The 22100-nt window shown below is 69.4% G+C and carries 20 protein-coding genes; 7 read left to right on the plus strand and 13 right to left on the minus strand.

The window, feature by feature from the left end:
* Positions 1-183 precede the first annotated feature (183 nt).
* The 5 genes from DEJ14_RS10075 to sufB form a co-directional block, all read right to left on the minus strand.
* Positions 184-513: a metal-sulfur cluster assembly factor gene (locus tag DEJ14_RS10075; RefSeq protein WP_111083972.1), complete on the minus strand. Its 330-nt coding sequence runs from the start codon at positions 511-513 to the stop codon at positions 184-186.
* On the minus strand, positions 513-1295 hold the full coding sequence (gene sufC / locus DEJ14_RS10080) for a Fe-S cluster assembly ATPase SufC (protein ID WP_111083971.1): 783 nt from the start codon (positions 1293-1295) through the stop codon (positions 513-515). The genes DEJ14_RS10075 and sufC overlap by 1 nt, the downstream gene beginning before the upstream one ends.
* Before the next feature lie 71 nt (positions 1296-1366).
* Positions 1367-1693, minus strand: coding sequence for a non-heme iron oxygenase ferredoxin subunit (locus tag DEJ14_RS10085; protein WP_111083970.1), 327 nt, complete (start codon positions 1691-1693; stop codon positions 1367-1369).
* On the minus strand, positions 1693-2958 hold the full coding sequence (sufD, locus tag DEJ14_RS10090; protein WP_111083969.1) for a Fe-S cluster assembly protein SufD: 1266 nt from the start codon (positions 2956-2958) through the stop codon (positions 1693-1695). The genes DEJ14_RS10085 and sufD overlap by 1 nt, the downstream gene beginning before the upstream one ends.
* Positions 2959-4377: a Fe-S cluster assembly protein SufB gene (gene sufB / locus DEJ14_RS10095; protein WP_111083968.1), complete on the minus strand. Its 1419-nt coding sequence runs from the start codon at positions 4375-4377 to the stop codon at positions 2959-2961.
* A gap of 252 nt (positions 4378-4629) precedes the next feature.
* Between sufB and DEJ14_RS10100 the strand changes: the two genes are divergently transcribed.
* On the plus strand, positions 4630-5607 hold the full coding sequence (locus DEJ14_RS10100; RefSeq protein WP_111083967.1) for a COX15/CtaA family protein: 978 nt from the start codon (positions 4630-4632) through the stop codon (positions 5605-5607).
* Positions 5608-5968: 361 nt separating this feature from the next.
* Here the strand turns inward: DEJ14_RS10100 and DEJ14_RS10105 are convergent, their stop codons facing one another.
* Positions 5969-6895 (minus strand): heme o synthase, encoded by a 927-nt coding sequence (locus tag DEJ14_RS10105; RefSeq protein WP_111083966.1) that lies wholly within the window; start codon positions 6893-6895, stop codon positions 5969-5971.
* Positions 6896-7327: 432 nt separating this feature from the next.
* Between DEJ14_RS10105 and tkt the strand changes: the two genes are divergently transcribed.
* From tkt to pgl, 6 genes are all read left to right on the plus strand, one after another.
* Positions 7328-9421, plus strand: a complete 2094-nt coding sequence (gene tkt / locus DEJ14_RS10110) for a transketolase (RefSeq protein ID WP_111083965.1) — start codon at positions 7328-7330, stop codon at positions 9419-9421.
* Between the two features lie 127 nt (positions 9422-9548).
* Positions 9549-10661, plus strand: coding sequence for a transaldolase (gene tal / locus DEJ14_RS10115; protein ID WP_111083964.1), 1113 nt, complete (start codon positions 9549-9551; stop codon positions 10659-10661).
* Entirely contained in the window at positions 10661-12259 is a 1599-nt protein-coding gene (locus DEJ14_RS10120; protein WP_111083963.1) for a phosphoglucose isomerase-related protein, read from the plus strand. The genes tal and DEJ14_RS10120 overlap by 1 nt, the downstream gene beginning before the upstream one ends.
* A gap of 22 nt (positions 12260-12281) precedes the next feature.
* On the plus strand, positions 12282-13820 hold the full coding sequence (gene zwf / locus DEJ14_RS10125; protein ID WP_111083962.1) for a glucose-6-phosphate dehydrogenase: 1539 nt from the start codon (positions 12282-12284) through the stop codon (positions 13818-13820).
* Positions 13817-14761: a glucose-6-phosphate dehydrogenase assembly protein OpcA gene (locus tag DEJ14_RS10130; protein WP_111083961.1), complete on the plus strand. Its 945-nt coding sequence runs from the start codon at positions 13817-13819 to the stop codon at positions 14759-14761. Before zwf ends, DEJ14_RS10130 begins: the two co-directional genes overlap by 4 nt.
* A gap of 98 nt (positions 14762-14859) precedes the next feature.
* Positions 14860-15630, plus strand: coding sequence for a 6-phosphogluconolactonase (gene pgl / locus DEJ14_RS10135; RefSeq protein ID WP_111083960.1), 771 nt, complete (start codon positions 14860-14862; stop codon positions 15628-15630).
* A 474-nt stretch (positions 15631-16104) separates the two neighbouring features.
* On the opposite strand, the gene DEJ14_RS10140 is transcribed toward pgl, so the two are convergent.
* The 7 genes from DEJ14_RS10140 to rapZ form a co-directional block, all read right to left on the minus strand.
* Positions 16105-16473, minus strand: coding sequence for an RNA polymerase-binding protein RbpA (locus DEJ14_RS10140; RefSeq protein ID WP_027465686.1), 369 nt, complete (start codon positions 16471-16473; stop codon positions 16105-16107).
* A 3-nt stretch (positions 16474-16476) separates the two neighbouring features.
* Positions 16477-16728 carry a preprotein translocase subunit SecG gene (secG, locus tag DEJ14_RS10145; RefSeq protein ID WP_017887256.1) on the minus strand — a complete coding sequence of 84 codons (252 nt, stop codon included), beginning with the start codon at positions 16726-16728 and terminating at the stop codon, positions 16477-16479.
* Between the two features lie 108 nt (positions 16729-16836).
* On the minus strand, positions 16837-17616 hold the full coding sequence (tpiA, locus tag DEJ14_RS10150; RefSeq protein WP_111084168.1) for a triose-phosphate isomerase: 780 nt from the start codon (positions 17614-17616) through the stop codon (positions 16837-16839).
* Positions 17613-18830, minus strand: a complete 1218-nt coding sequence (locus DEJ14_RS10155; RefSeq protein WP_111083959.1) for a phosphoglycerate kinase — start codon at positions 18828-18830, stop codon at positions 17613-17615. The genes tpiA and DEJ14_RS10155 overlap by 4 nt, the downstream gene beginning before the upstream one ends.
* A 3-nt stretch (positions 18831-18833) precedes the next feature.
* Positions 18834-19838: a type I glyceraldehyde-3-phosphate dehydrogenase gene (gene gap / locus DEJ14_RS10160; RefSeq protein WP_111083958.1), complete on the minus strand. Its 1005-nt coding sequence runs from the start codon at positions 19836-19838 to the stop codon at positions 18834-18836.
* Positions 19839-20118: 280 nt separating this feature from the next.
* On the minus strand, positions 20119-21099 hold the full coding sequence (gene whiA, locus DEJ14_RS10165) for a DNA-binding protein WhiA (RefSeq protein WP_111083957.1): 981 nt from the start codon (positions 21097-21099) through the stop codon (positions 20119-20121).
* Between the two features lie 75 nt (positions 21100-21174).
* Entirely contained in the window at positions 21175-22074 is a 900-nt protein-coding gene (gene rapZ, locus DEJ14_RS10170) for an RNase adapter RapZ (protein WP_111083956.1), read from the minus strand.
* Between the last annotated feature and the right edge of the window lie 26 nt (positions 22075-22100).

A 22100-nucleotide genomic window follows, 5' to 3' on the forward strand; every position in this document is an offset into this window, starting at 1 on the left:
GACGCCGAGTGGTCACATTCCGTCGCCTGGAGCGCGGTCGGCCGACCGAACGTGACCACTCGGCGAACGCGAGCGGGCGGTTGCGACCACTCGGCGGCGCGCCCCGCGCGTGACGCGACCACGGACGGACGGGAGGCCCGGTGCCAGCTGGCACCGGGCCTCCCGTCCGTCAGGGGGTCGCGACTAGATCGCGAACCCGAGCGCGCGCATCATCTCGCGCCCGTCGTCGGTGATCCGCTCCGGGCCCCACGGCGGCATCCAGACCCAGTTGATGCGGAAGGCGTCCACGATGCCGTCGAGGGCGTTCGCGGTGTCGCCCTCGATGACGTCGGTGAGCGGGCAGCCGGCACTGGTCAACGTCATGCTGATCACGAGCGCCGAGGCCTCGTCGTCCCAGGCGAGGTCGTAGATCAGACCGAGGTCGACGATGTTGACGCCGAGCTCCGGGTCCTGAACCTCCTTCAGCCCCTCGACGACCTCGTCGAACTTCTCCGGGGCGAGTGCCGCGATCATCAGGCCTGCGCCTCGGCGGCGGACGCAGCCGCGGCCTGCACGTAGCGGTCGTAGCCCTCGTTCTCGAGGCGGTCGGCGAGCTCCGGGCCACCCTGCTCGGCGACCTTGCCCGCGACGAACACGTGCACGAAGTCCGGCTTGATGTAGCGCAGGATGCGCGTGTAGTGCGTGATGAGCAGCACGCCCAGGCCGGTCGCGGCCTTGGCGCGGTTCACACCCTCGGACACGATCTTCAGCGCGTCGACGTCCAGGCCGGAGTCGGTCTCGTCGAGCACGGCGAAGCGGGGCTTGAGGAGCTCGAGCTGCATGATCTCGTGGCGCTTCTTCTCGCCACCGGAGAAGCCCTCGTTGACGTTGCGCTCGGCGAACGACGAGTCCATCTTGAGGTCGGCCATCGACTGGCGGAGCTCCTTGATCCAGCCGCGCAGGGCCGGGGCCTCGCCGTCGATCGCCGTCTTGGCGGTGCGGAGGAAGTTCGACACCGTCACGCCGGGGATCTCGACCGGGTACTGCATCGCCAGGAACATGCCGGCACGGGCGCGCTCGTCGACGCTCATCGCGAGGACGTCCTCGCCGTCGAGGGTGATCGAGCCGCCGACGACGTTGTACCGGGGGTGCCCGGCGATCGTGTACGCCAGCGTGGACTTGCCGGAGCCGTTCGGCCCCATGATCGCGTGGATCTCGCCCTCGTTGATCGTGAGGTCGACACCCTTGAGGATCTCCTTGGTGCCCTGATCGGTGTCGATCGAGACCTGGAGGTCGCGGATTTCCAGAGTGGACATTGCGTGGGTTCCTTCGGTTTTCTGTCGTGTCGCGGACGGGCCGCGGAAAGTGTGGGGGCCGGGCGGCGGTGTCAGTCGACGGGGACGGGATCGTGCACGTCGACGTAGACGTCGCCCTCGCGCACCTCGACCCGGAAGACCGGGACGGGCTCGTACGCCGGGAAGTTCTGCGGCTTCCCCGTGGCGAGCGAGAAGCGGGAGCCGTGGGCCCAGCACTCGAGCGTGTCGCCCTCGATGAACCCCTCGGCCAGCGAGATGTCCCCGTGGGTGCAGGTGTCGCCGATGGCGTGCACGGTGCCGGACGAGTCCTTCACGATGGCCACCGCGGTGCCGTCGACGACGGCGCGCATGGGGCTGTCCACCGCGATCTCGGACTCCGCGCAGACCTTCGTGGGCATCAGGCGTCGGCCTCCGCCGGCGCGACGACCGCCGAGCGACCGTCGGCGAGCTCCTGCTCGACTGCGGCGATGAGTCGTTCCTCGAGCTCGGGCGCACCGATCTTCTGGATGACCTCGACCAGGAAGCCGAGCACGACGAGACGACGCGCTTCTTCCTCGGGGATGCCGCGGGCCTGCAGGTAGAACAGCTGCTCGTCGTCGAAGCGACCGGTCGCACTCGCGTGGCCGGCGCCCTCGATGTTGCCCGTCTCGATCTCGAGGTTCGGGATGCTGTCGGCACGGGTGCCGTCGGTCAGCACGAGGTTGCGGTTCTGCTCGTACGAGTCGGTGCCGTCACCGGCGCGACCGATGAGCACGTCACCGATCCACACGGTGTGCGCGCCCTTGCCCTGCAGCGCGCCCTTGTAGTTGACCCGACCGCGCGTGTTCGGCGCATCGTGGTTCACGTAGACCTGCTGCTCGATGTACTGACCGGCGTCGGCGAAGTACACGCCGTACATCTCGGTGTCGGCGCCCTGCGCACCGAGGTGCGTCGAGGGGTTGACCCGGATGACGTCGCCGCCGAGCGAGACCACGACGTGCTTCAGGAAGGCGTCGCGGCCGACCTCGGCGAAGTGCGTCGAGACGTGCACCGCGTCGTCGTCCCAGTCCTGCAGGCTGACGACGGTCAGGCGTGCGCCGTCCTGCACGACGATCTCGATGTTCTCGCTGAGCAGTGCGCTGCCGCGGTTGTCGAGCACGACGATGCCCTGGGCGTGCGGCTCGGCCGTGATGACCGTGTGCGCCGCTCGGGGCTGCGTGCCGAAGTCGGAACGCGTGATGGTGATGAACTCGTGCGCCTCGGTCGCCGTGATGGTGACGGCGAGGACGGCGTCGCGCGCGGACCACGCAGCGGCCGCTGCACGGTCCTCGGGCAGACCGGCGGTGCCGACGCGGGGGTCGTCGCTGCGACCCCACTCGACGTCGGCACCGTCGGACTGGCGGGCGAGGAACCGGTAGGCGGATCCGTCGAGACCGCCGTCGAGGAGCGGCTGGAGCTTCGCCAGGGGCGCGAACTTCCAGTTGACCTCTCGGCCGGTGACGGTCGGGAACGCCTCGAGGTCGCCGGACTGGAACCGCTCGGAGCGGGTCTGGACCGGGATCTTCTTGTCCGGGGCGTCCCAGCCGCCGTCGGAGTGGGCTCCGGCGCCGTGCTGTTCGGCACCCTGGGCGGGTGCCGCGGGCTCGATCGGCTGGTCGATGTGGGGAGGGGTGGTGCTGGACATCTAGCCGACGGATCCTTCCATGCTCATCTCGATGAGCTTGTTGAGTTCGAGCGCGTACTCCATCGGGAGCTCGCGGGCGATCGGCTCGATGAAACCACGGACGATCATCGCCATCGCTTCGTCCTCGGCCATGCCGCGGGACATCAGGTAGAAGAGCTGCTCCTCGCTCACGCGCGAGACCGTGGCCTCGTGCCCGAGCTGGACGTCGTCGACGCGGATGTCGATCGCCGGGTACGTGTCGCTCCGGCTGATGGTGTCGACGAGCAGCGCGTCACACCGCACGGTGTTCGCTGCGTGGTGCGCCGCCGGGTCGACCCGGACCTCGCCGCGGTAGCCCGCACGACCGCCGCCACGGGCGATCGACTTCGAGACGATCGACGACGTCGTGTACGGCGCCATGTGGATCATCTTCGCGCCGGCGTCCTGGTGCTGGCCGGGGCCGGCGAACGCGACGGACAGGGTCTCGCCCTTGGCGTGCTCACCGGCGAGGTAGATCGACGGGTACTTCATCGTCACCTTGGAGCCGATGTTGCCGTCGATCCACTCCATCGTGGCGCCCTCGTGCGCGATCGCACGCTTGGTCACCAGGTTGTAGACGTTGTTCGACCAGTTCTGGATCGTCGTGTAGCGCACGCGGGCGTTCTTCTTCACGATGATCTCGACGACGGCCGAGTGCAGCGAGTCCGACTTGTAGATCGGCGCGGTGCAGCCCTCGATGTAGTGCACGTAGGAGTCCTCGTCCGCGATGATCAGCGTCCGCTCGAACTGGCCCATGTTCTCGGTGTTGATCCGGAAGTAGGCCTGGAGCGGGATCTCGACGTGGACGCCCTTGGGGACGTAGACGAACGAACCACCGGACCACACGGCCGTGTTCAGCGCGGCGAACTTGTTGTCGCCGGCCGGGATCACGGTGCCGAAGTACTCCTGGAAGAGCTCGGGGTGCTCGCGGAGCGCCGTGTCGGTGTCCATGAAGATGACACCCTGCTGCTCCAGGTCCTCGCGGATCTGGTGGTACACGACCTCGGACTCGTACTGCGCGGCGACGCCGGCGACGAGGCGCTGGCGCTCGGCCTCGGGGATGCCGAGCTTCTCGTAGGTCGCGCGGATGTCCTCGGGGAGGTCCTCCCACGACTGCGCCTGCTTCTCGGTCGAGCGCACGAAGTACTTGATGTTGTCGAAGTCGATGCCCGTCAGGTCGGCACCCCACGTCGGCATCGGCTTGCGGCCGAAGAGCTGCAGGCCCTTGAGCCGGTTCTTGAGCATCCACTCGGGCTCGTGCTTGAGGTTCGAGATGTCGGTCACGACCTCGTCCGAGACCCCACGGCGGGCCGAGGCCCCGGCGGAGTCGGAGTCGGACCAGCCGAACTCGTATTGCCCGAGCCCTTCGAGCTCGGGACGGTCGATGAGCACGTCGGACATGGTCTCCTCGTTTCCTTCTCGCGGGACAGCGTCTTCAGGTGTGAACCCGTGGCGCCTGGACGCCATTCCACCGCAGACCGCTGACAAGCGGTCACGGTGCTGCTCCCTCGCAACGACAATGGTTCCACGCAGTCCGTGGAGTGATCGGCGATCTCGGCCCATTCGGAGCCGGCGCCTGCCTAGACTTGACTGCTGCTGAACCCTCGAATCCTACAGGTTCACTGCACGGAACAACAGGAAGGCACCACCCTCGTGACTCGCGTCGGACCCCCCGTCGACCAGGATCTCCGGACCGCACGGTGGTGGTCGCTCCCCCGGGTGGTCGATCGCCGGGTCATCGCGCTGGCGTGGGCCTCGTTCGTCGTCGAGGTCGTGTTGATCGGCACCGGCGGCCTCGTCAGGCTGACCGCGTCGGGCCTCGGATGCCCCACCTGGCCCAAGTGCACGGCGGATTCGCTCGTGTCGACGCCCGAGATGGGCATCCACGGGATCATCGAGTTCGGGAACCGACTGCTCACCTTCGTGCTCGTCATCGTGGCGATCGCGATGTTCCTGGCGGTCGTCCGGATGCTCCGCACGCGCCCCGAACTGTTCTGGCTCGCGTTCGCTCAGGGCGTGGCGATCCCGGTCCAGGCCGTCATCGGCGGGCTCAGCGTGCTCACGAACCTCAACCCCTTCGTCGTCGGGCTGCACTTCGTCGTGTCCGCCGCCCTGACCTCGGTCACCGCGGCCCTGGTCTACCGGACGATGCACGGCCCCCGCACCAGCCACCGCCTCGTGCCCGGCTGGTACACCGGCGTCGTCCGCGGCACCGTCGCCGCCGTCGTGGTCACCGTGCTCGTCGGCATCCTGACGACCGGCAGCGGCCCGCACGCCGGCGCCGACGAGGCCGTCGACGGCGGGATGCTGCACCGCACGGGCTTCGACCCCGCGGTCATGGAGCACGTGCACGCCTGGCCCGCGTACGCCCTGTTCGCGCTGACCCTCGTGCTCGTCGTCGGCGCCGTCCGGCTCCGGATCTCGAGCAAGTGGGCGCTGTTGCTGCTCGTCGTCGAGTTCCTGCAGATCGCCGTCGGCCTGACCCAGGCCCGCACGGGCCTGCCCGTCGGACTGGTGGGCACGCACATGGTGCTCGCCGGGCTGCTCGTCGGTGCCACCACGGCGGTCGTGCTCGCCACGCGCGCCAGCGCCGGTCGCGAGGCCGTGCGCGAACCACTCGACGCTGCCTGACGCCCGGGCGCGTCGCGCGCGCGACACCGCTTCTGCGACACCCCACGAGTCGATCGACTCGTGGGGTGTCGTCCGTTGCGCACGCATCAGGTGCGTGCGTCCGCCCTGCGGCCAGGGCTCGCACGCGGCGGCCGGGAGGCCCGTGGCCGTGTCCGCCACGGGCCTCCCGGCCGCCCTGTGCGCACGTCCACAGCCGCGCCAGGTCGCGCGCCGACCCGGAACGACGTCCTCGACGTCGTGCGACGTCGAGGACGTCGCATCCCCGCGCGCGCAACCGTCGCACAGGCGCACCGACGACGAAGGCGACGTCGTACGACATCGAGTTCGTCGTACGACGTCGCCCATTGGCGGCGCGCAGCGCCTAGAAGGTGAAGACCTGGGGCAGCAGCGGGTCGATGCCCACGGCGATGAAGAGCAGCGTCAGGTACGTGATCGAGCTGTGGAACACCCGCATTGGCTGCACGTGCTCGACGTGCTGGATCGCCCGCGAGTACAGCCGGTGCGACTCGACGACGAACCAGATGCCACCGGCCAGTGCGACCACGGTGTACAGCGGGCCCATGTGCGCAACGGGGATGAGCAGGAGCGAGCAGACGAGCGTCGCCCAGGCGTAGAGCACGACCTGCAGGCCGACCACGGTGCGACCGCGGACCACGGCGAGCATCGGGACGTCGGCGGCGTCGTAGTCGTCGCGGTACTTCATCGACAGCGGCCAGTAGTGCGGCGGCGTCCAGAGGAAGATCACCATGAAGAGGATGACCGGGGCCCAGGTGAGCGATCCGGTGACGCCCGCCCAGCCGATGAGCACGGGCATGCAGCCGGCCGAGCCGCCCCACACGATGTTCTGCGGAGTGCGGCGCTTGAGCCACAGCGTGTAGACGAACACGTAGATGAGGATCGCGATGACGCTCAGGGCCGCGGCGAGCCAGTTCACCAGGAACCCGAGCACCGCCGTCGACAGGACGCCGAGGATCCACGAGAACACGAGGGCTTCGCGGTCCGAGAGCTCACCGGTCACCAGCGGGCGGGTGCTCGTCCGCTTCATCAGGCGGTCGATGTCACGGTCGATGTAGCAGTTGAAGGCCGACGCCGAACCGGCGGACATCGCGCCGCCGAGCATCGTCCAGAAGACGAGCCAGAGGTCCGGCACGCCACGCTCGGCCAGGAACATGGTCGGCGCGGTGGTCACGAGCAGCAGCTCCATGACCCGCGGCTTGGTCAACGAGACGTACGCACGGACCTTGCGGGACAGCGTCGATCGGGGTCGATCGGTGTCGGGCCTGGTCACGGTGGCAGTCGGCAAGGGAACCTCAGTCTGTTCGCATCAGCTCGCACACTCGGTGGACGACTGCGGCGGCGTCCGGGCATGCGCTGACCCGGAATGTCCACGGGTCGTCGACAGTTTACGTGATGGAAGCGCCGCGATGATGCCCCGCTCCCCCATCCCGTGCAGAACGACGGGCCGCGGAGCACGACACGCCCGGCGGACGAGGTCCCGGGTGACCCGACTGGTGAACATCGGGCGTCACCTGAACCCCTTCTGAGTGGCTGGTCACTATGCTGGACCTGCCCTCCCGCAGTGCGCGCCCCGATGACGTCGGCCGCGATGAGCCGGTCGGCCGCCGTCAGACGGCGACACGACTCGGCCCCGGGATGGCCACATGTCCGTGCGATGGCACGAGCCCTCGCACATGTCGCATCAAGAAGGGTCAACATCCAAGTGGCTGAATTCACCTGGGACGCCATCGACCGGAAGGCCGTCGACACGGCCCGCGTTCTCGCCGCCGACTCGGTCGAGGCCGCCGGCAACGGTCACCCCGGCACCGCGATGAGCCTCGCGCCGCTCGCACACCTGCTCTTCCAGAAGGTGATGCGTCGCGACCCGAGCGACTCCACCTGGATCGGCCGCGACCGCTTCATCCTCTCCGCCGGTCACGCCTCGATCCTGCAGTACGTGCAGTTCTACCTGCACGGCTACGGCCTCGAGCTCGAAGACCTCCAGCACCTGCGCAAGTGGGGCTCGAAGACCCCGGGTCACCCGGAGTACGGCCACACCGACGGTGTCGAGATCACCACCGGCCCGCTCGGCCAGGGCCTCGCGTCCTCGGTCGGCTTCGCCTACGCCCAGCGCTTCGAGCGCGGCCTGTTCGACCCGGAGACCCCGGCCGGCCAGTCGCCGTTCGACCACTTCACCTACGTGATCGCCGGTGACGGCGACATGCAGGAGGGCGTCACGAACGAGGCGGGCTCGCTCGCCGGCCGGCAGCAGCTCGGCAACCTGATCGCGTTCTACGACTCGAACCAGATCTCGATCGAGGACAACACCGACATCGCGTTCTCGGAGAGCGTCCCCGAGCGCTACGAGGCGCTCGGCTGGCACGTCCAGATCGTCGACTGGAAGAAGACCGGCGAGTACTCCGAGGACGCCGTGGAGCTCCACGCCGCGATCGAGGCCGCTCAGCAGGTCACCGACAAGCCGTCGCTCATCGTCCTCAAGACGATCATCGGCTGGCCGTCGCCGACCAAGCAGAACTCCGGCAAGATCCACGGTTCGGCGCTCGGCGCCGACGAGATCAAGGGCCTCAAGGAGGTCCTCGGCTTCGACACCGCGAAGACCTTCGAGGTCGCTCCCGAGGTCCTCGAGTACACCCGCGGCGCCGTCGCCAAGGGCCAGGCGCAGCACGCCGAGTGGCAGAAGGCCTTCGACGCGTGGGCTGCCGCCAACGCCGACAAGAAGGCGCTGTTCGACCGCGTCAACGCCAAGGAGCTCCCCGCGGACCTCGAGGCAGCACTGCCGGTCTTCCCGACCGACAAGGCCGTCTCGACCCGTGCCGCCTCCGGCAAGGTCATCAACGCCATCGCACCGCTGATGCCCGAGTTCTGGGGTGGCTCGGCCGACCTCGCCGAGTCGAACCTCACCACGATCGAGGGCGCCAAGTCCTTCGGTCCGGCCGAGGCCTCGACGACGACGTGGAGCACCGACCCGTACGGCCGTGTGCTGCACTTCGGCATCCGCGAGCACGCCATGGGCTCGATCCTCAACGGCATCGTCCTGCACGGGAACACCCGCCCCTTCGGCGGCACGTTCCTGATCTTCAGCGACTACATGCGTCCGGCGGTCCGTCTCGCCGCGCTCATGGGCGCCCCGGCGATCTACGTCTGGACCCACGACTCCGTCGCCCTCGGTGAGGACGGCCCGACGCACCAGCCGATCGAGCAGGTCTCGTCGCTCCGTGCGATCCCGGGTCTCGACGTGGTCCGCCCCGCCGACGCCAACGAGGTCGCGTACGCCTGGCTCGAGATGCTCAAGCACACCGACCGCCCGGCCGGCATCGCGCTGAGCCGTCAGAACCTGCCGGTGTTCGAGCGTGGCGAGGGCGACGCCTCCGGTGAGGTCTTCGCCTCGGCGAAGAACGTCGCCAAGGGTGCGTACATCCTGGCCGAGGCGCCGAACGGCACCCCGGACGTGATCCTCATCGCGACCGGTTCCGAGGTCCAGATCGCCGTCGAGGCACGCGAGCAGCTCAAGGCCGAGGGCATCAACGCCCGCGTCGTGAGCGCACCGTCCATCGAGTGGTTCCGCGCCCAGTCCGAGAACTACCAGGACCAGGTGCTCCCGAAGGACGTCACCGCTCGCGTGTCGGTCGAGGCCGGCATCGCCATGAGCTGGCGCGACATCGTCGGCGACAAGGGCCGCAGCGTCTCGATCGAGCACTTCGGTGCCTCGGCCGACTACCAGACGCTCTTCAAGGAGTTCGGCTTCACGACGGAACACGTCGTGGCCGCCGCGAAGGAATCCATCGCGGCTTCCTGACCCGCAGGGGCCGGGTCCGGTTCGCCGGATCCGGCCCTTCTGCCGGGAGGCGCGGTTCGGCTCCGCCACGCGCCCCCGGTCCCCCAGACCCCGGCCACCAGGCCGATGAAGGAAAGAAGAGAAACACATGGCTGAGAACACCCCCACTGCCGCCCTCTCCGCGGTCGGCGTGAGCATCTGGCTCGACGACCTGTCCCGCGAGCTCCTCGAGACCGGCAAGCTCACCGAGCTCATCGAGCAGAAGAACGTCGTCGGCGTCACCACGAACCCGACCATCTTCGCGTCGGCCCTCGCCAAGGGCGAGCGCTACGACGCACAGGTCAAGGAGCTGGCCGCCGCCGGCACCGAGCTCACCGACGCGATCTTCGAGATCACGACGCAGGACGTCGCCAACGCGTCCGACCTGTTCAAGCCGATCTACGACGAGACCAAGGGCTTCGACGGCCGCGTCTCGATCGAGGTCGAGCCGGGTCTCGCCCACGAGACCGCCAAGACCATCGAGCAGGCCAAGTTCCTGTTCGAGAAGGTCGGTCGCGAGAACGTCCTCATCAAGATCCCCGCAACGGTCGAAGGCCTCGAGGCCATCACCGAGGTCATCGGCGCGGGCATCTCGGTGAACGTCACCCTGATCTTCTCGCTCGAGCGCTACCGCGCCGTCATCGACGCCTACCTCGGTGGGCTCGAGAAGGCCAAGGCCGCCGGCCACGACCTGTCGAAGATCCACTCGGTCGCCTCGTTCTTCGTGTCGCGCGTCGACTCCGAGATCGACAAGCGCCTGGACGCCGTCGGCACCGACGAGGCCAAGGCCCTGAAGTCGAAGGCCGGCATCGCCAACGCGCAGCTCGCCTACCAGGTCTGGACCGAGGCGTTCGCCTCCGAGCGCGCCCTCGGCCTGCTCGAGGCCGGTGCGAACACGCAGCGTCCGCTCTGGGCCTCGACCGGCGTCAAGGACCCGTCGCTGCCCGACACGCTCTACGTGACCGAGCTCGCCGCTCCGAACACCGTGAACACGATGCCGGGCAAGACGCTCGACGCCACGTTCGACCACGGTGAGATCCACGGCGACGCCATCGCCGGCACCTTCGACGCCGCGCAGCAGGTCCTCGACCAGCTCGCCGCGCAGGGCATCGACTACGACGACGTCGTGGCGCTGCTCGAGAAGGAGGGCGTGGACAAGTTCAACGTCTCGTGGGGCGAGCTCGTCGACACCGTGAAGACCGCGCTCGAGGGCGCCAAGTAGTGACGGTTTCCATCGCTGCCAGCGGCGATGCCGCGCGGGCCATCGACTCGGTGGTCCCGCGGCTCGTCGCTGACCTGGTGGCCTCGGGCATCACCGCCCAGGACCCCGAGCTGTGGGGACCGGACGCAGAGGCCGAGGCGTCCGAGCGCCTCGGCTGGGTGGAGGCCGTCTCGGTCTCCCGCCCCCTCGTCGCCCAGATCACCGCGCTGCGCGAGTCGCTCCGTGCCGAAGGGGTCGACCACGTCGTCCTCGCCGGCATGGGCGGCTCGTCGCTCGCGCCGGAGGTCATCACGCGCACCGCCGGCGTCCCGCTGACGGTGCTCGACTCGACCGACCCCGCGCAGGTCCGCGCCGCCGTCACGACGGACCTCGAGCGCACCGTGCTCGTCGTCTCGTCGAAGTCCGGCTCCACGCTCGAGACCGACTCCCAACGCCGCGTCTACGAGCAGGCGTTCCGTGACGCGGGCATCGACCCCACCGGCCGCATCGTCGTCGTCACCGACCCGGGCTCTGCGCTCGAGGCCGCCGCGATCGACGCCGGCTACCGGGTCTTCACCGCCGACCCGACCGTCGGCGGCCGCTACTCGGCCCTCACCGCATTCGGGCTGGTGCCCTCCGGTCTCGCCGGAGCGGACATCGCCGAGCTGCTGGACGAGGCCGACGCGATCTCCGCGCTGCTGTCGGTCGACCTCGACGAGAACCCCGGGCTCGTGCTCGGTGCGGTCCTCGCCGGCACCGACCCGCTGCGCGACAAGATCGCCATCGTCCCGGACGGCACCCACATCGTCGGGTTCGGCGACTGGGTGGAACAGCTGATCGCGGAGTCGACCGGCAAGAGCGGACGTGGCCTGCTGCCCGTCGTGCTACACGCCGACTCCCCCGAGGTCTCCGCAGCCCTGCCGGACGTCCAGGTCATCCGCCTCGTCGGTTCGCGCGAGGACGAGCGCCACGTCGCCGAGGGCGAGGTCGAGATCACCGGGACGCTCGGTGGTCAGATCCTCGTCTGGGAGTACGCCGTCGCGGTCGCCGGGCGTCTGCTCGGCATCGACCCGTTCGACCAGCCCGACGTCGAGGCCGCCAAGGTCGCGACCCGTGCGCTGCTCGACGACCGTCCCGCGCCTGCGGAACCCGCGTTCACCGAGGACGGCATCGCCGTCTCCGCGACGCCGGGACTGCCGGTCGGGACGACGCTCGCAGAAGCCGTGACGGGCCTCCTGTCCGAACTGGACGCCACCGGCTACGTGGCGGTGCAGGCGTACGTCGACCGCACCACGAACCGTGACCTCGAGACGCTCCGCGACGCCCTGGCGGCGCGCACGCGTCGGCCGGTCACCTTCGGGTACGGCCCGCGGTTCCTGCACTCGACCGGGCAGTACCACAAGGGCGGCCCCGCCACGGGAGTGTTCCTGCAGATCGTGGCGGACGAACCGGACGACCTGGCGATCCCGGGCCGGCCGTTCACGTTCGGCCAGCTCCTCCAGGCCCAGGCAGCCGGTGACGCGAGTGTCCTCGCGCAGCACGGCCGCCCGGTCCTCACCCTCACGACGTCGGACGTGCGCGCCGCCACCGCGGCCATCGCCTCCGCCGTCTCCCACTGACTCGTAAGGAGTTCACCGACTCATGTCACCGGTGGCAATCACCCCGGAGCACAACCCGCTCCGGCTGCCGACGGATCGTCGACTGAACCGGATCGCGGGACCGAGCACGCTCATCATCTTCGGCGTGACGGGCGACCTGTCACGCAAGAAGCTGATGCCGGCGGTCTACGACCTGGCCAACCGGGGGCTCCTGCCCCCGGGGTTCGCGCTCGTCGGGTTCGCCCGTCGCGACTGGGAGGACCAAGACTTCTCCCAGCTCGTGCACGACGCCGTCAAGGAGCACTCCCGCACCCCGTTCGACGAGGACGTCTGGCGTCAGCTCGAACAGGGCATCCGCTTCGTCCAGGGCTCGTTCGACGACCCTGAGGCGTTCCTGCAGCTCAAGCAGACCGTCGACGACCTGGACGCCGAGCGCGGGACGCTGGGCAACCACGCGTTCTACCTGTCCATCCCGCCGAAGATGTTCCCGGTGGTGACCGAGCAGCTGAAGCTGTCCGGCCTCACCGCGAAGCGCGAGGGTTCGTGGAGCCGCGTCGTCGTCGAGAAGCCGTTCGGCTCCGACCTCCGCACCGCGCGCGAGCTGAACGCGATCGTCGAGAGCGTCTTCGCGCCCGACGACGTGTTCCGCATCGACCACTACCTCGGCAAGGAGACCGTCCAGAACCTGCTGACGCTCCGGTTCGCGAACCAGATGTACGAACCCATCTGGAACTCGAACTACGTCGACCACGTCCAGATCACGATGGCCGAGGACATCGGCGTAGCCGGACGTGCCGCGTACTACGACGGCATCGGCGCGGCGCGCGACGTCATCCAGAACCACCTGCTGCAGCTCCTCGCGCTCACCGCGATGGAGGAGCCCGTCTCGTTCAAGGCCGCCGACCTGCGCGCCGAGAAGGAGAAGGTGCTGTCCGCCGTGCGGCTGCCCGAGGACCTGTCGACCGCCACGGCGCGCGGGCAGTACGCCGGCGGCTGGCAGGGCGGCGAGAAGGTGCTCGGCTTCCTCGACGAGGCCGGGATGAACCCCGAGTCCGGCACCGAGACGTACGCGGCGATCAAGCTCGACATCGCGACCCGTCGCTGGCAGGGCGTCCCGTTCTACCTGCGCGCCGGCAAGCGGCTCGGCCGTCGGGTGACCGAGATCGCGATCGTCTTCAAGCGCGTCCCCGAGGACGTCTACGGCAACTCGCAGTCCCCCCTCGGTCAGAACGCGCTCGTCATCCGTGTCCAGCCGGACGAGGGCGTCACGCTCCGGTTCGGCTCGAAGGTCCCCGGCGTCGGTACCCAGGTGCGCGACGTGACGATGGACTTCGGCTACGGCCACGCCTTCACCGAGGCGTCCCCCGAGGCGTACGAGCGACTCATCCTCGACGTGCTCCTCGGTGACCCGCCGCTGTTCCCGCGGCACCAGGAGGTCGAGCTGTCCTGGAAGATCCTCGACCCGATCGAGGAGTTCTGGGCCACGCAGGGCCAGCCCGAGCAGTACCGTCCCGGCACGTGGGGTCCGGCGTCCGCCGATGCCCTGCTCGCCCGCGACGGCCGGACCTGGAGGCGTCCATGAAGATCGACCTGCCGAACACCACGGTCTCGAAGATCCAGAAGAAGCTCGTCCACATCCGCGAGGAGGGCGGCGCCGTCGCCCTCGGTCGTGTCCTGACGCTGATCATCTCGACCGCCCTCGGGCACGAGGAAGAAGCGATCGAGGCTGCGAACGAGGCGTCCCGCGAGCACCCGATGCGCGTGATCATCGTGTCGAAGAACGACGGTGACACGAAGTCGCCCGGCCGTCTCGACGCGCAGATCCGCGTGGGCAGCGACGCGGGCGCCAGCGAGGTCATCGTCCTCCGTGCCTACGGCGAGACCGCGACCGACGAGGAGAGCCTGGTCACGGGCCTGCTCCTGCCGGACGCTCCGGTCGTGGCCTGGTGGCCGCAGACCGCGCCGTCGCAGCCGTCGGCCTCGGCACTGGGCCGCATCGCCCAGCGCCGGATCACCGACGCCGCCGCGCAGAAGGACCCGAACGGCGCGATCGAGGCCCTCGGTGCCTCGTACGTGCCGGGCGACACCGACTTCGCGTGGACCCGACTGACCCTGTGGCGGAACCAGCTCGCCGCGGCGCTCGACCAGCCGCCGTACGAGCCGATCACCGGCGTCGAGGTCACGGGCGCGTCGGACAGCCCGTCGACGATCCTGCTCGCCGCGTGGCTGCAGCTCCAGCTCGAGGTGCCGGTGACGGTCACCACGTCGCCGCGTGCGACCGGCTCGAGCGGCATCCACGGCGTCAAGCTCGTGCGCGAGTCCGGGACCATCGACCTCGAGCGTTCCCTGGTGGACGTCGCAACGCTCTCGATGCCCGGTCAGCCCACGCACGACCTGTCGCTGCCACGCCGCAACCTGCGTGACTGCCTGGCCGAGGAACTCCGTAGACTCGACCCGGACGTCCTCTTCGGAGACGTCGTCAAGCACGGGGTGCCCCAGCTGCGCGAGACCATCGCCCGCTGAGCACCCCACAACGGTCGGGCCGCCTGTCTGGTGCAGGCGGCCCGACCGGACCGAAGGCGGTCGTACGACCGGTCGGCCGCCACGAACACGGGAGTCACGTGACCAACGAACGGCGGGTGCTCGTGCACCCGGACAAGCAGGCCCTCGGCGCTTCGGTCGCCGCACGCTTCATCACCAAGATCATCGACGTGCTCGACGAGCAGGAGCGGGCCGACATCGCGATCAGCGGTGGCTCGGTGTCGTCCCTCGTCCTCGCCGCGATCGGCCAGTCGCCGGCGCGCGAGAGCGTCGACTGGTCGAAGGTCCACGTCTGGTGGGTCGACGAGCGCTGGGTGCCGGCAGGTGACGCCGACCGCAACACCACGGGGACGCAGACCGACTTCTTCGACCACGTCGACATCCCGGAGTCGAACATCCACCCGATGCCCGCCTCCGACGCCGGCATCGACATCGAAGCGGCCGCGCTACAGTACGAGCGCGAGCTGCAGGACGCCGCGTACGAGGGTGCCGTCGCTCCGCGCTTCGACATCACGCTGCTCGGTGTCGGCCCCGACGGGCACACCGCGTCGCTCTTCCCCGAGTTCCCGCAGCTCACGGTCACCGACCGCGCCGTCGTGTCGGTCGACGACTCCCCCAAGCCGCCGCCGCAGCGTCTGACGGTCACCTACCCGGTGATCAACGCCTCGCAGCGCGTGTGGGTCATCCTGTCCGGTGCCGAGAAGGCGTCGGTCCTCGGACTCGCCCTGGCGGGCGCCTCCGTCGAGGACGTCCCCGTCGGCGGTGTCCAGGGTCGCAAGCGCACCGTCTTCTTCGTGGACCAGGACGCAGCGCGCGACGTCCCCGAGAACCTCATCGCGTCGACGTACTAGACAAGCGTCCTGCCTGACGGGAGGCCCGGTGCCAGCTGGCACCGGGCCTCCCGTCTGTTTCCCTGTCGCCCCCCTGCCCCCGAGGTTCCGAAATCTCGGCATCTCGGCGATCGCACCGGCTGCCCGTGGAACCTCGGCGGAGAGCACGCGGCATGTCGTGGAACCTCGAGACGCCCACACCATTGGGCTGCCGGCGCCTCGAGCGAGCACGCCGCGCTTCCCGCGCCGATCGCGCTCCCTCCCCCAGGTCGCGAGATTTCGGAACCTCGGCGCTCGTACCGGCTGGCCGTGGAACCTCGGCGAGGCGGACGCGGCAGGTCGTGGAACTTCCGCGGAACGCACGCGGCGTGTCGTGGAGCCCCGGCGGGACGCGCGCTCGGCGTCTCGTGGCACACCTCGGCAGAGCGTCCGTCATCGGCGACGCACGAAGGCCCCCACACCATCACGGTGTGGGGGCCTTCGTCAGTGTGCGCGCTACGCCTTCTTGGCGGCGGTACCGCGACGCTCGCGGAGCTGCTGGAGCGCGTCCTCGAGGAGCTGCGCTGCCTCTTCCTCGGTACGACGCTCCTTCACGTACGCGAGGTGCGTCTTGTAGGGCTCCGTCTTGGAGACCACGGGAGGGTTCTCCTTGTCGCGCCCGGCGGGGAGCCCGCTCGACGGCGAATCGACCGTCTCGGGGATCTCTTCGTCCGGCAGGTTGGCGGCGAAGTACCGCACGACCTCGTTGCCGAGGGCGTCCCAGTACGAGATCGCCACACGCTCGGCCTGGACCCCACGGTCCTGCTCGCCCATCGGTCCTGCGCCGACGCGGGACCCTCGGATTGCACTGCCTCCGCTAGCCATGGATCAGACCCCCGCCGTGAACTTGTTGATGAGACCGAGCACGATGATGGAGACGATCCAGACCAGACCGAGGATCACCGTGATGCGGTTGAGGTTGCGCTCGGCGACGCCGGACGCCCCGAGGTTGCTCGTCACGCCGCCACCGAACATGTCGGAGAGGCCGCCACCGCGGCCCTTGTGCAGGAGGATGAGGAGCGTGAGCAGGAGGCTCGTGATTGCGAGCAGGACCTGCAGCACGACGGAGAGTATCGCCACGACGTACCTTTCGTGTCAGTCAGCCGTACCAGTGTACCGGCCGCGCGGGGCACGGCCGGTACACGGACGGGAGTGGTGCGGACTACAGCCCGACGCCAGCAGGTGTTGCTACAGCCCGACGTGCTGGCGGAACCGGGCGATCGCCGCGAACTCCTGCACGTCGAGGGATGCGCCGCCGACGAGGGCGCCGTCGATGTCGGGCTCACGGAGGAACCCGGCGATGTTGCCGGACTTGACCGAACCGCCGTACAGGACGCGCGTGTCGGCAGCGGCCTGGTCACCCCAGGCAGCAGCGATGCCGCGACGGATCGCGGCGCACTCGTCTTGCGCCTGCTCGGCAGTGGCCGCCTGGCCGGAACCGATCGCCCAGACGGGCTCGTAGGCGACGACGATGTCGGACGGCTGCACGGCGTCGAGCACGACGCGGAGCTGCTCGACCGGCACGACGCCGGCGCCGCGCTGTTCGCGCTGCTCGCCGGTCTCGCCGACGCAGACGACCGGCACGAGGCCGTGCTTGACGGCCGCGGCGGTCTTGGCCGCGACGACCTCGTCGGTTTCACCGTGCAGCGTGCGCCGCTCGGAGTGTCCGACGATGACGTACTGCGCGTCGAGCGCCGACAGGAACGCGCCGGAGACGTCGCCGGTGTAGGCACCGGAGTCGTACTGCGACAGGTCCTGCGCACCGAAGTGGATCGGCAGCTTGTCGGCCGAGATGAGCGTCTGCACGCTCCGCAGGTCGGTGAAGGGCGGGAACACCGCGACCTCGACGTCGTCGAAGTCGTGGCGGGCGTCCTTCAGGGTCCACGCGAGCTTCTGGACCGTGGCGATGGCCTGGAGGTGGTCCAGGTTCATCTTCCAGTTCCCGGCGATGAGCGGCGTGCGGGTCATGCGGACCACCCCAGTGCTTCGAGACCGGGAAGCGACTTGCCCTCGAGGAACTCGAGGCTCGCACCGCCACCGGTCGAGATGTGCCCGAACTGGTCGTCCGAGAAGCCGAGCGAGCGGACCGCAGCGGCGGAGTCGCCACCGCCGACCACACCGAGGCCGTCGACCTCGGTCAGGGCCTTGGCGACGGTCTTCGTGCCGGCGGCGAAGGCCGGGAACTCGAACACGCCCATCGGACCGTTCCAGAACACCGTCTTCGAACCGGACACCGCCGACGCGAACCGCGCCGCCGTCTCCGGGCCGATGTCGAGGCCGATGCCGTCGGTGCCGAACGACGACGATTCGATCGCGTCGGCCGCCACCGTCTCGTGCGCCGCGTCGGCGGAGAACCCGGAGGCCACCACGACGTCGGTCGGCAGGTCGATCGTCACGCCGAGCTCCTTCGCCCGCGAGAGGTACTCGCGGACGACGTCGAGCTGGTCGGCTTCGAGCAGCGACTTCGCCACCCCGTGGCCCTGGGCCGCGAGGAAGGTGAAGAGCATGCCGCCGCCGATGCACAGCGTGTCGACCTTGGGCAGGATGTGGTCGATGACGCCGAGCTTGTCGCTGACCTTCGACCCGCCGAGCACGACCGTGTACGGCCGTTCCGGCGAGGTGGTCAGGCGCTCGAGCACCCGCAGTTCGGTCTCGATGAGCGAACCGGCTGCGCTGGGCAGCGCGGACGCGAGCTCGTAGACCGAGGCCTGCTTGCGGTGCACGACACCGAAGCCGTCGGAGACGAACGCGTCACCGAGTGCTGCGATGCGGTCCGCCAACGCGGAGCGCGAGGCTGCGTCCTTCGAGGTCTCCTCCGGGTTGAACCGGAGGTTCTCGAGCAGCAGGACGTCACCGTCCTCGAGGGCCTCGGCGGCTGCGGTCGCCTCGTCGCCGACGGTCTCGCCGACGAACGTGAGCTCTTTGCCGAGCAGCTCGGAGAGCCGCTGGCCGACCGGCGCGAGCGAGAACTCCGGCTTGGGTTCCCCGTCGGGGCGGCCCAGGTGGGAGATCACGATGACGCGTGCGCCGGCGGTGATGAGGGTGTTGAGGGTCGTCAGGGACGCCCGCACGCGGCCGTCGTCCGTGATCGTGCCGTCCTTGAGCGGGACGTTCAGGTCACAACGGACGACGACGCGCTTGCCGGCGAGGTCGCCGAGGTCCTCGAGGGTGCGGAGGGCCATGTGTTACAGACGCTCGCCGACGTACTCGGTCAGGTCGACGAGACGGTTCGAGTAGCCCCACTCGTTGTCGTACCACGAGGTGATCTTCACGAGACCGCCGATGACCTTGGTCAGGCCGGAGTCGTAGATCGAGGAGTGCGGGTCCGTCGTGATGTCGGTCGACACCAGCGGGTCCTCGCTGTAGAGCAGGATGCCCTTGAGCGGGCCCTCTGCGGCCTCCTTGTACGCGGCGTTGATCTCGTCGACGGTGACCTCGGACTTGGTCTCGAGGGTGAGGTCGGTGATCGAGCCGGTCGGGACCGGGACGCGGAGCGCGAAGCCGTCGAGCTTGCCGGCGAGCTCCGGCATGACCTGGCCGATGGCCTTGGCGGCACCGGTCGAGGTCGGGACGATGTTCAGCGCGGCCGCACGGGCACGACGGGGGTCCTTGTGCGGGCCGTCCTGCAGGTTCTGGTCGGCGGTGTAGGCGTGGATCGTGGTCATGAGACCACGCTCGATGCCGAACTTGTCGTTGAACACCTTGGCGAGCGGCGCGAGGCTGTTCGTGGTGCAGGACGCGTTCGAGATGATGTTGTGGTTCGCCGGGTCGTACTGGTCCTCGTTCACGCCGAGGACGATGGTGACGTCGTCACCGGTGGCCGGGGCGGAGATGATGACCTTCTTGGCGCCCGCGTCGATGTGCTTCTGCGCATCGGCGGCCTTGGTGAAGAAGCCGGTCGACTCGATGACGATGTCGACGCCCAGCTCGCCCCAGGGGAGGTTGGCGGGGTCGCGCTCCGCGAGGACCTTGATGGCCTTGCCGTCGACGACGATGTTGTCGCCGTCGAGCTCGACGGAGACGCCGAGACGACCCGTGATGGAGTCGAACTTCAGCAGGTTCGCCAGAGCGGCGTTGTCGGTGAGGTCGTTCACCGCCACGATCTCGAGGTCGGAGCCCTTCGCGAGGGCGGCCCGGAAGAAGTTGCGGCCGATACGGCCGAAGCCGTTGATACCGATCTTGACGGTCAATGGATCTCCTGTTGGGTGTGGAGCGCCCGAGGGGCGCTGCTTTCGGAGGGCGCTGGCCCTGTCGGGCCCGCGTGTGGTGGACGATACGCCCCGTAACGTCGCCGTAACGACCCTAGCAGTCGGACCCTGCCAGGCAGTGCGGTGTGACGGTCCGTCCGGACGGTCGTCCGCGACGTCCGGAACGACGTCGGTGCGGCCCGTGGACGCCCCCACAGAACGGACGGGAGGCGCGGTGCCAGCTGGCACCGCGCCTCCCGTCGTGCAGGTCGGACGACCCGTCTCAGACGCCCTCGAGCTCCTCGGGGACGCTCGCTTCCGTCCCGGGGATACCGAGGTCGGACGCGCGCTTGTCGGCCATGGCGAGGAGTCGGCGGATGCGACCGGCGATGGCGTCCTTCGTCATGGGCGGGTCGGCGTGCTGGCCGAGCTCGTCGAGCGACGCGTCGCGGTGCTGCAGGCGCAGCGCGCCGGCGTACTGCAGGTGGTCGGGGACCTCGTCGCCGAGGATCTCGAGCGCGCGCTCGACGCGCGCGCAGGCGGCGACGGCGGCCTGCGCCGAACGGCGGAGGTTGGCGTCGTCGAAGTTGACGAGGCGGTTCGCGGTCGCACGGACCTCGCGACGCTGCCGCATCTCCTCCCAGTCGGCGGTGGTGCGGGCCGCACCCATCACCGTGAGCATCTGGCCGATGGCCTCGCCGTCGCGGATGACGACGCGGTGGACGCCACGGACCTCGCGGCCCTTCGCGGCGACGCCGAGACGCGACGCGGCACCGACGAGGGCCATGGCGGCCTCGTTGCCGGGGCACGTGACCTCGAGCGCTGCGGCCCGGCCCGGGTCGGTCAGGGTGCCGGAGGCGAGGAACGCACCGCGCCAGATCGCGGCGAGGTCCTCGCGGTTGCCCGTGGTGAGCCGGTTCGGCAGCCCGCGGACGGGGCGACGACGGGCGTCCATCAGACCGGTCTGGCGTGCGAGCGTCTCCCCCGCCTCGAGCACGCGGACCAGGTAGCGGGTGCCACGACGGGACGACGCGGACGAACCCACCGACGCCTCGCTGCGGACGCCGTACAGCTCGGCGAGGTCCTTGCGGACCCGGTGCACGATGATCCGGGTGTCGAGCTCCACCTCGACCGCGATGCGGCCCGAGATGACGTGCAGGCCACCCGCGAACCGGAGGATCGTGGCCAGTTCGGCGGCGCGGACCGTGTTGCGGTTCACGGCGACCCTGGCCAGTTCGTCCTTGACCTCGGCAGTCAACGGCACAGCATCATTCCTAACGTTCATCTGGTGGTCCCGCGATTCCGGCGGCACGTGCGTGGGGAGCGGCCGGAGGGACGGTCACTCCCGGCCGAGATCTCGGTTCTTCACACGCACGGCGACGCCAGGCATCCCGCGGAGGAGGTTCGCCAACTCGGCGACGATGGCGACCGAGCGGTGCTTCCCGCCGGTACAGCCGATGGCGATCGTAGCGTGTCTTTTGTTCTCGCGCTGGTACCCCTCGAGCACCGGCTCGAGCACGGAGACGTACCGATCGACGAACGGACGGGCTCCGGCCTGGGCCAGGACGTAGTCCGAGACGGGCTGGTCGAGGCCAGTGTGGGCCCGGAGTTCCGGGACCCAGTACGGGTTCGGCAGGAACCGGACGTCGGCCACCATGTCGGCGTCGGCGGGCAGTCCGTACTTGAAACCGAAGCTCATGAGCGTCACCTGAACACCCACGAAGTGATCGTCGGCGAACTGCTCGGTGACGGTGTTCGCGAGCTGGTGGATGTTGAGGTCCGAGGTGTCGATCACCATGTCGGACGCTTCGCGCAGGCCGGCCAACCGGGTCCGCTCGCGCGCGATGCCGTCGAGCAGGGTGTCCTCGCCCTGGAGCGGGTGCGGCCGTCGGACCTGCTCGAAGCGCCGCACCAGGACGGCGTCGGTGGCTTCCAGGAACAGCACCCGGACCCGTGCGGACGTGGTCGACCGCACCTGTTCGACCGCGTGCTCCGGGTCCGTGAAGAACCGTCCGCCGCGGACGTCGACGACCGTGGCGATCTTCGGGATCTTCTCGCCGGCGCGGTCGGCCAGCTCGGTGAGCGGTGCCAGCATCTGCGTCGGCAGGTTGTCGACGACGTACCAGCCGAGGTCCTCGAGGGCCTTGCCGACCGTCGAACGCCCGGCGCCGGACATGCCGGTGACGATGAGGATGTCGTGCTGCGACGCGTGCGCGGTCGCTGTGGCGCTGTCGGTCATCTGGGAGTGGGCTCCGTCGTGGCGGC

This window comes from Curtobacterium sp. MCJR17_020, assembly GCF_003234365.2.
Classification (GTDB): Bacteria; Actinomycetota; Actinomycetes; order Actinomycetales; family Microbacteriaceae; genus Curtobacterium.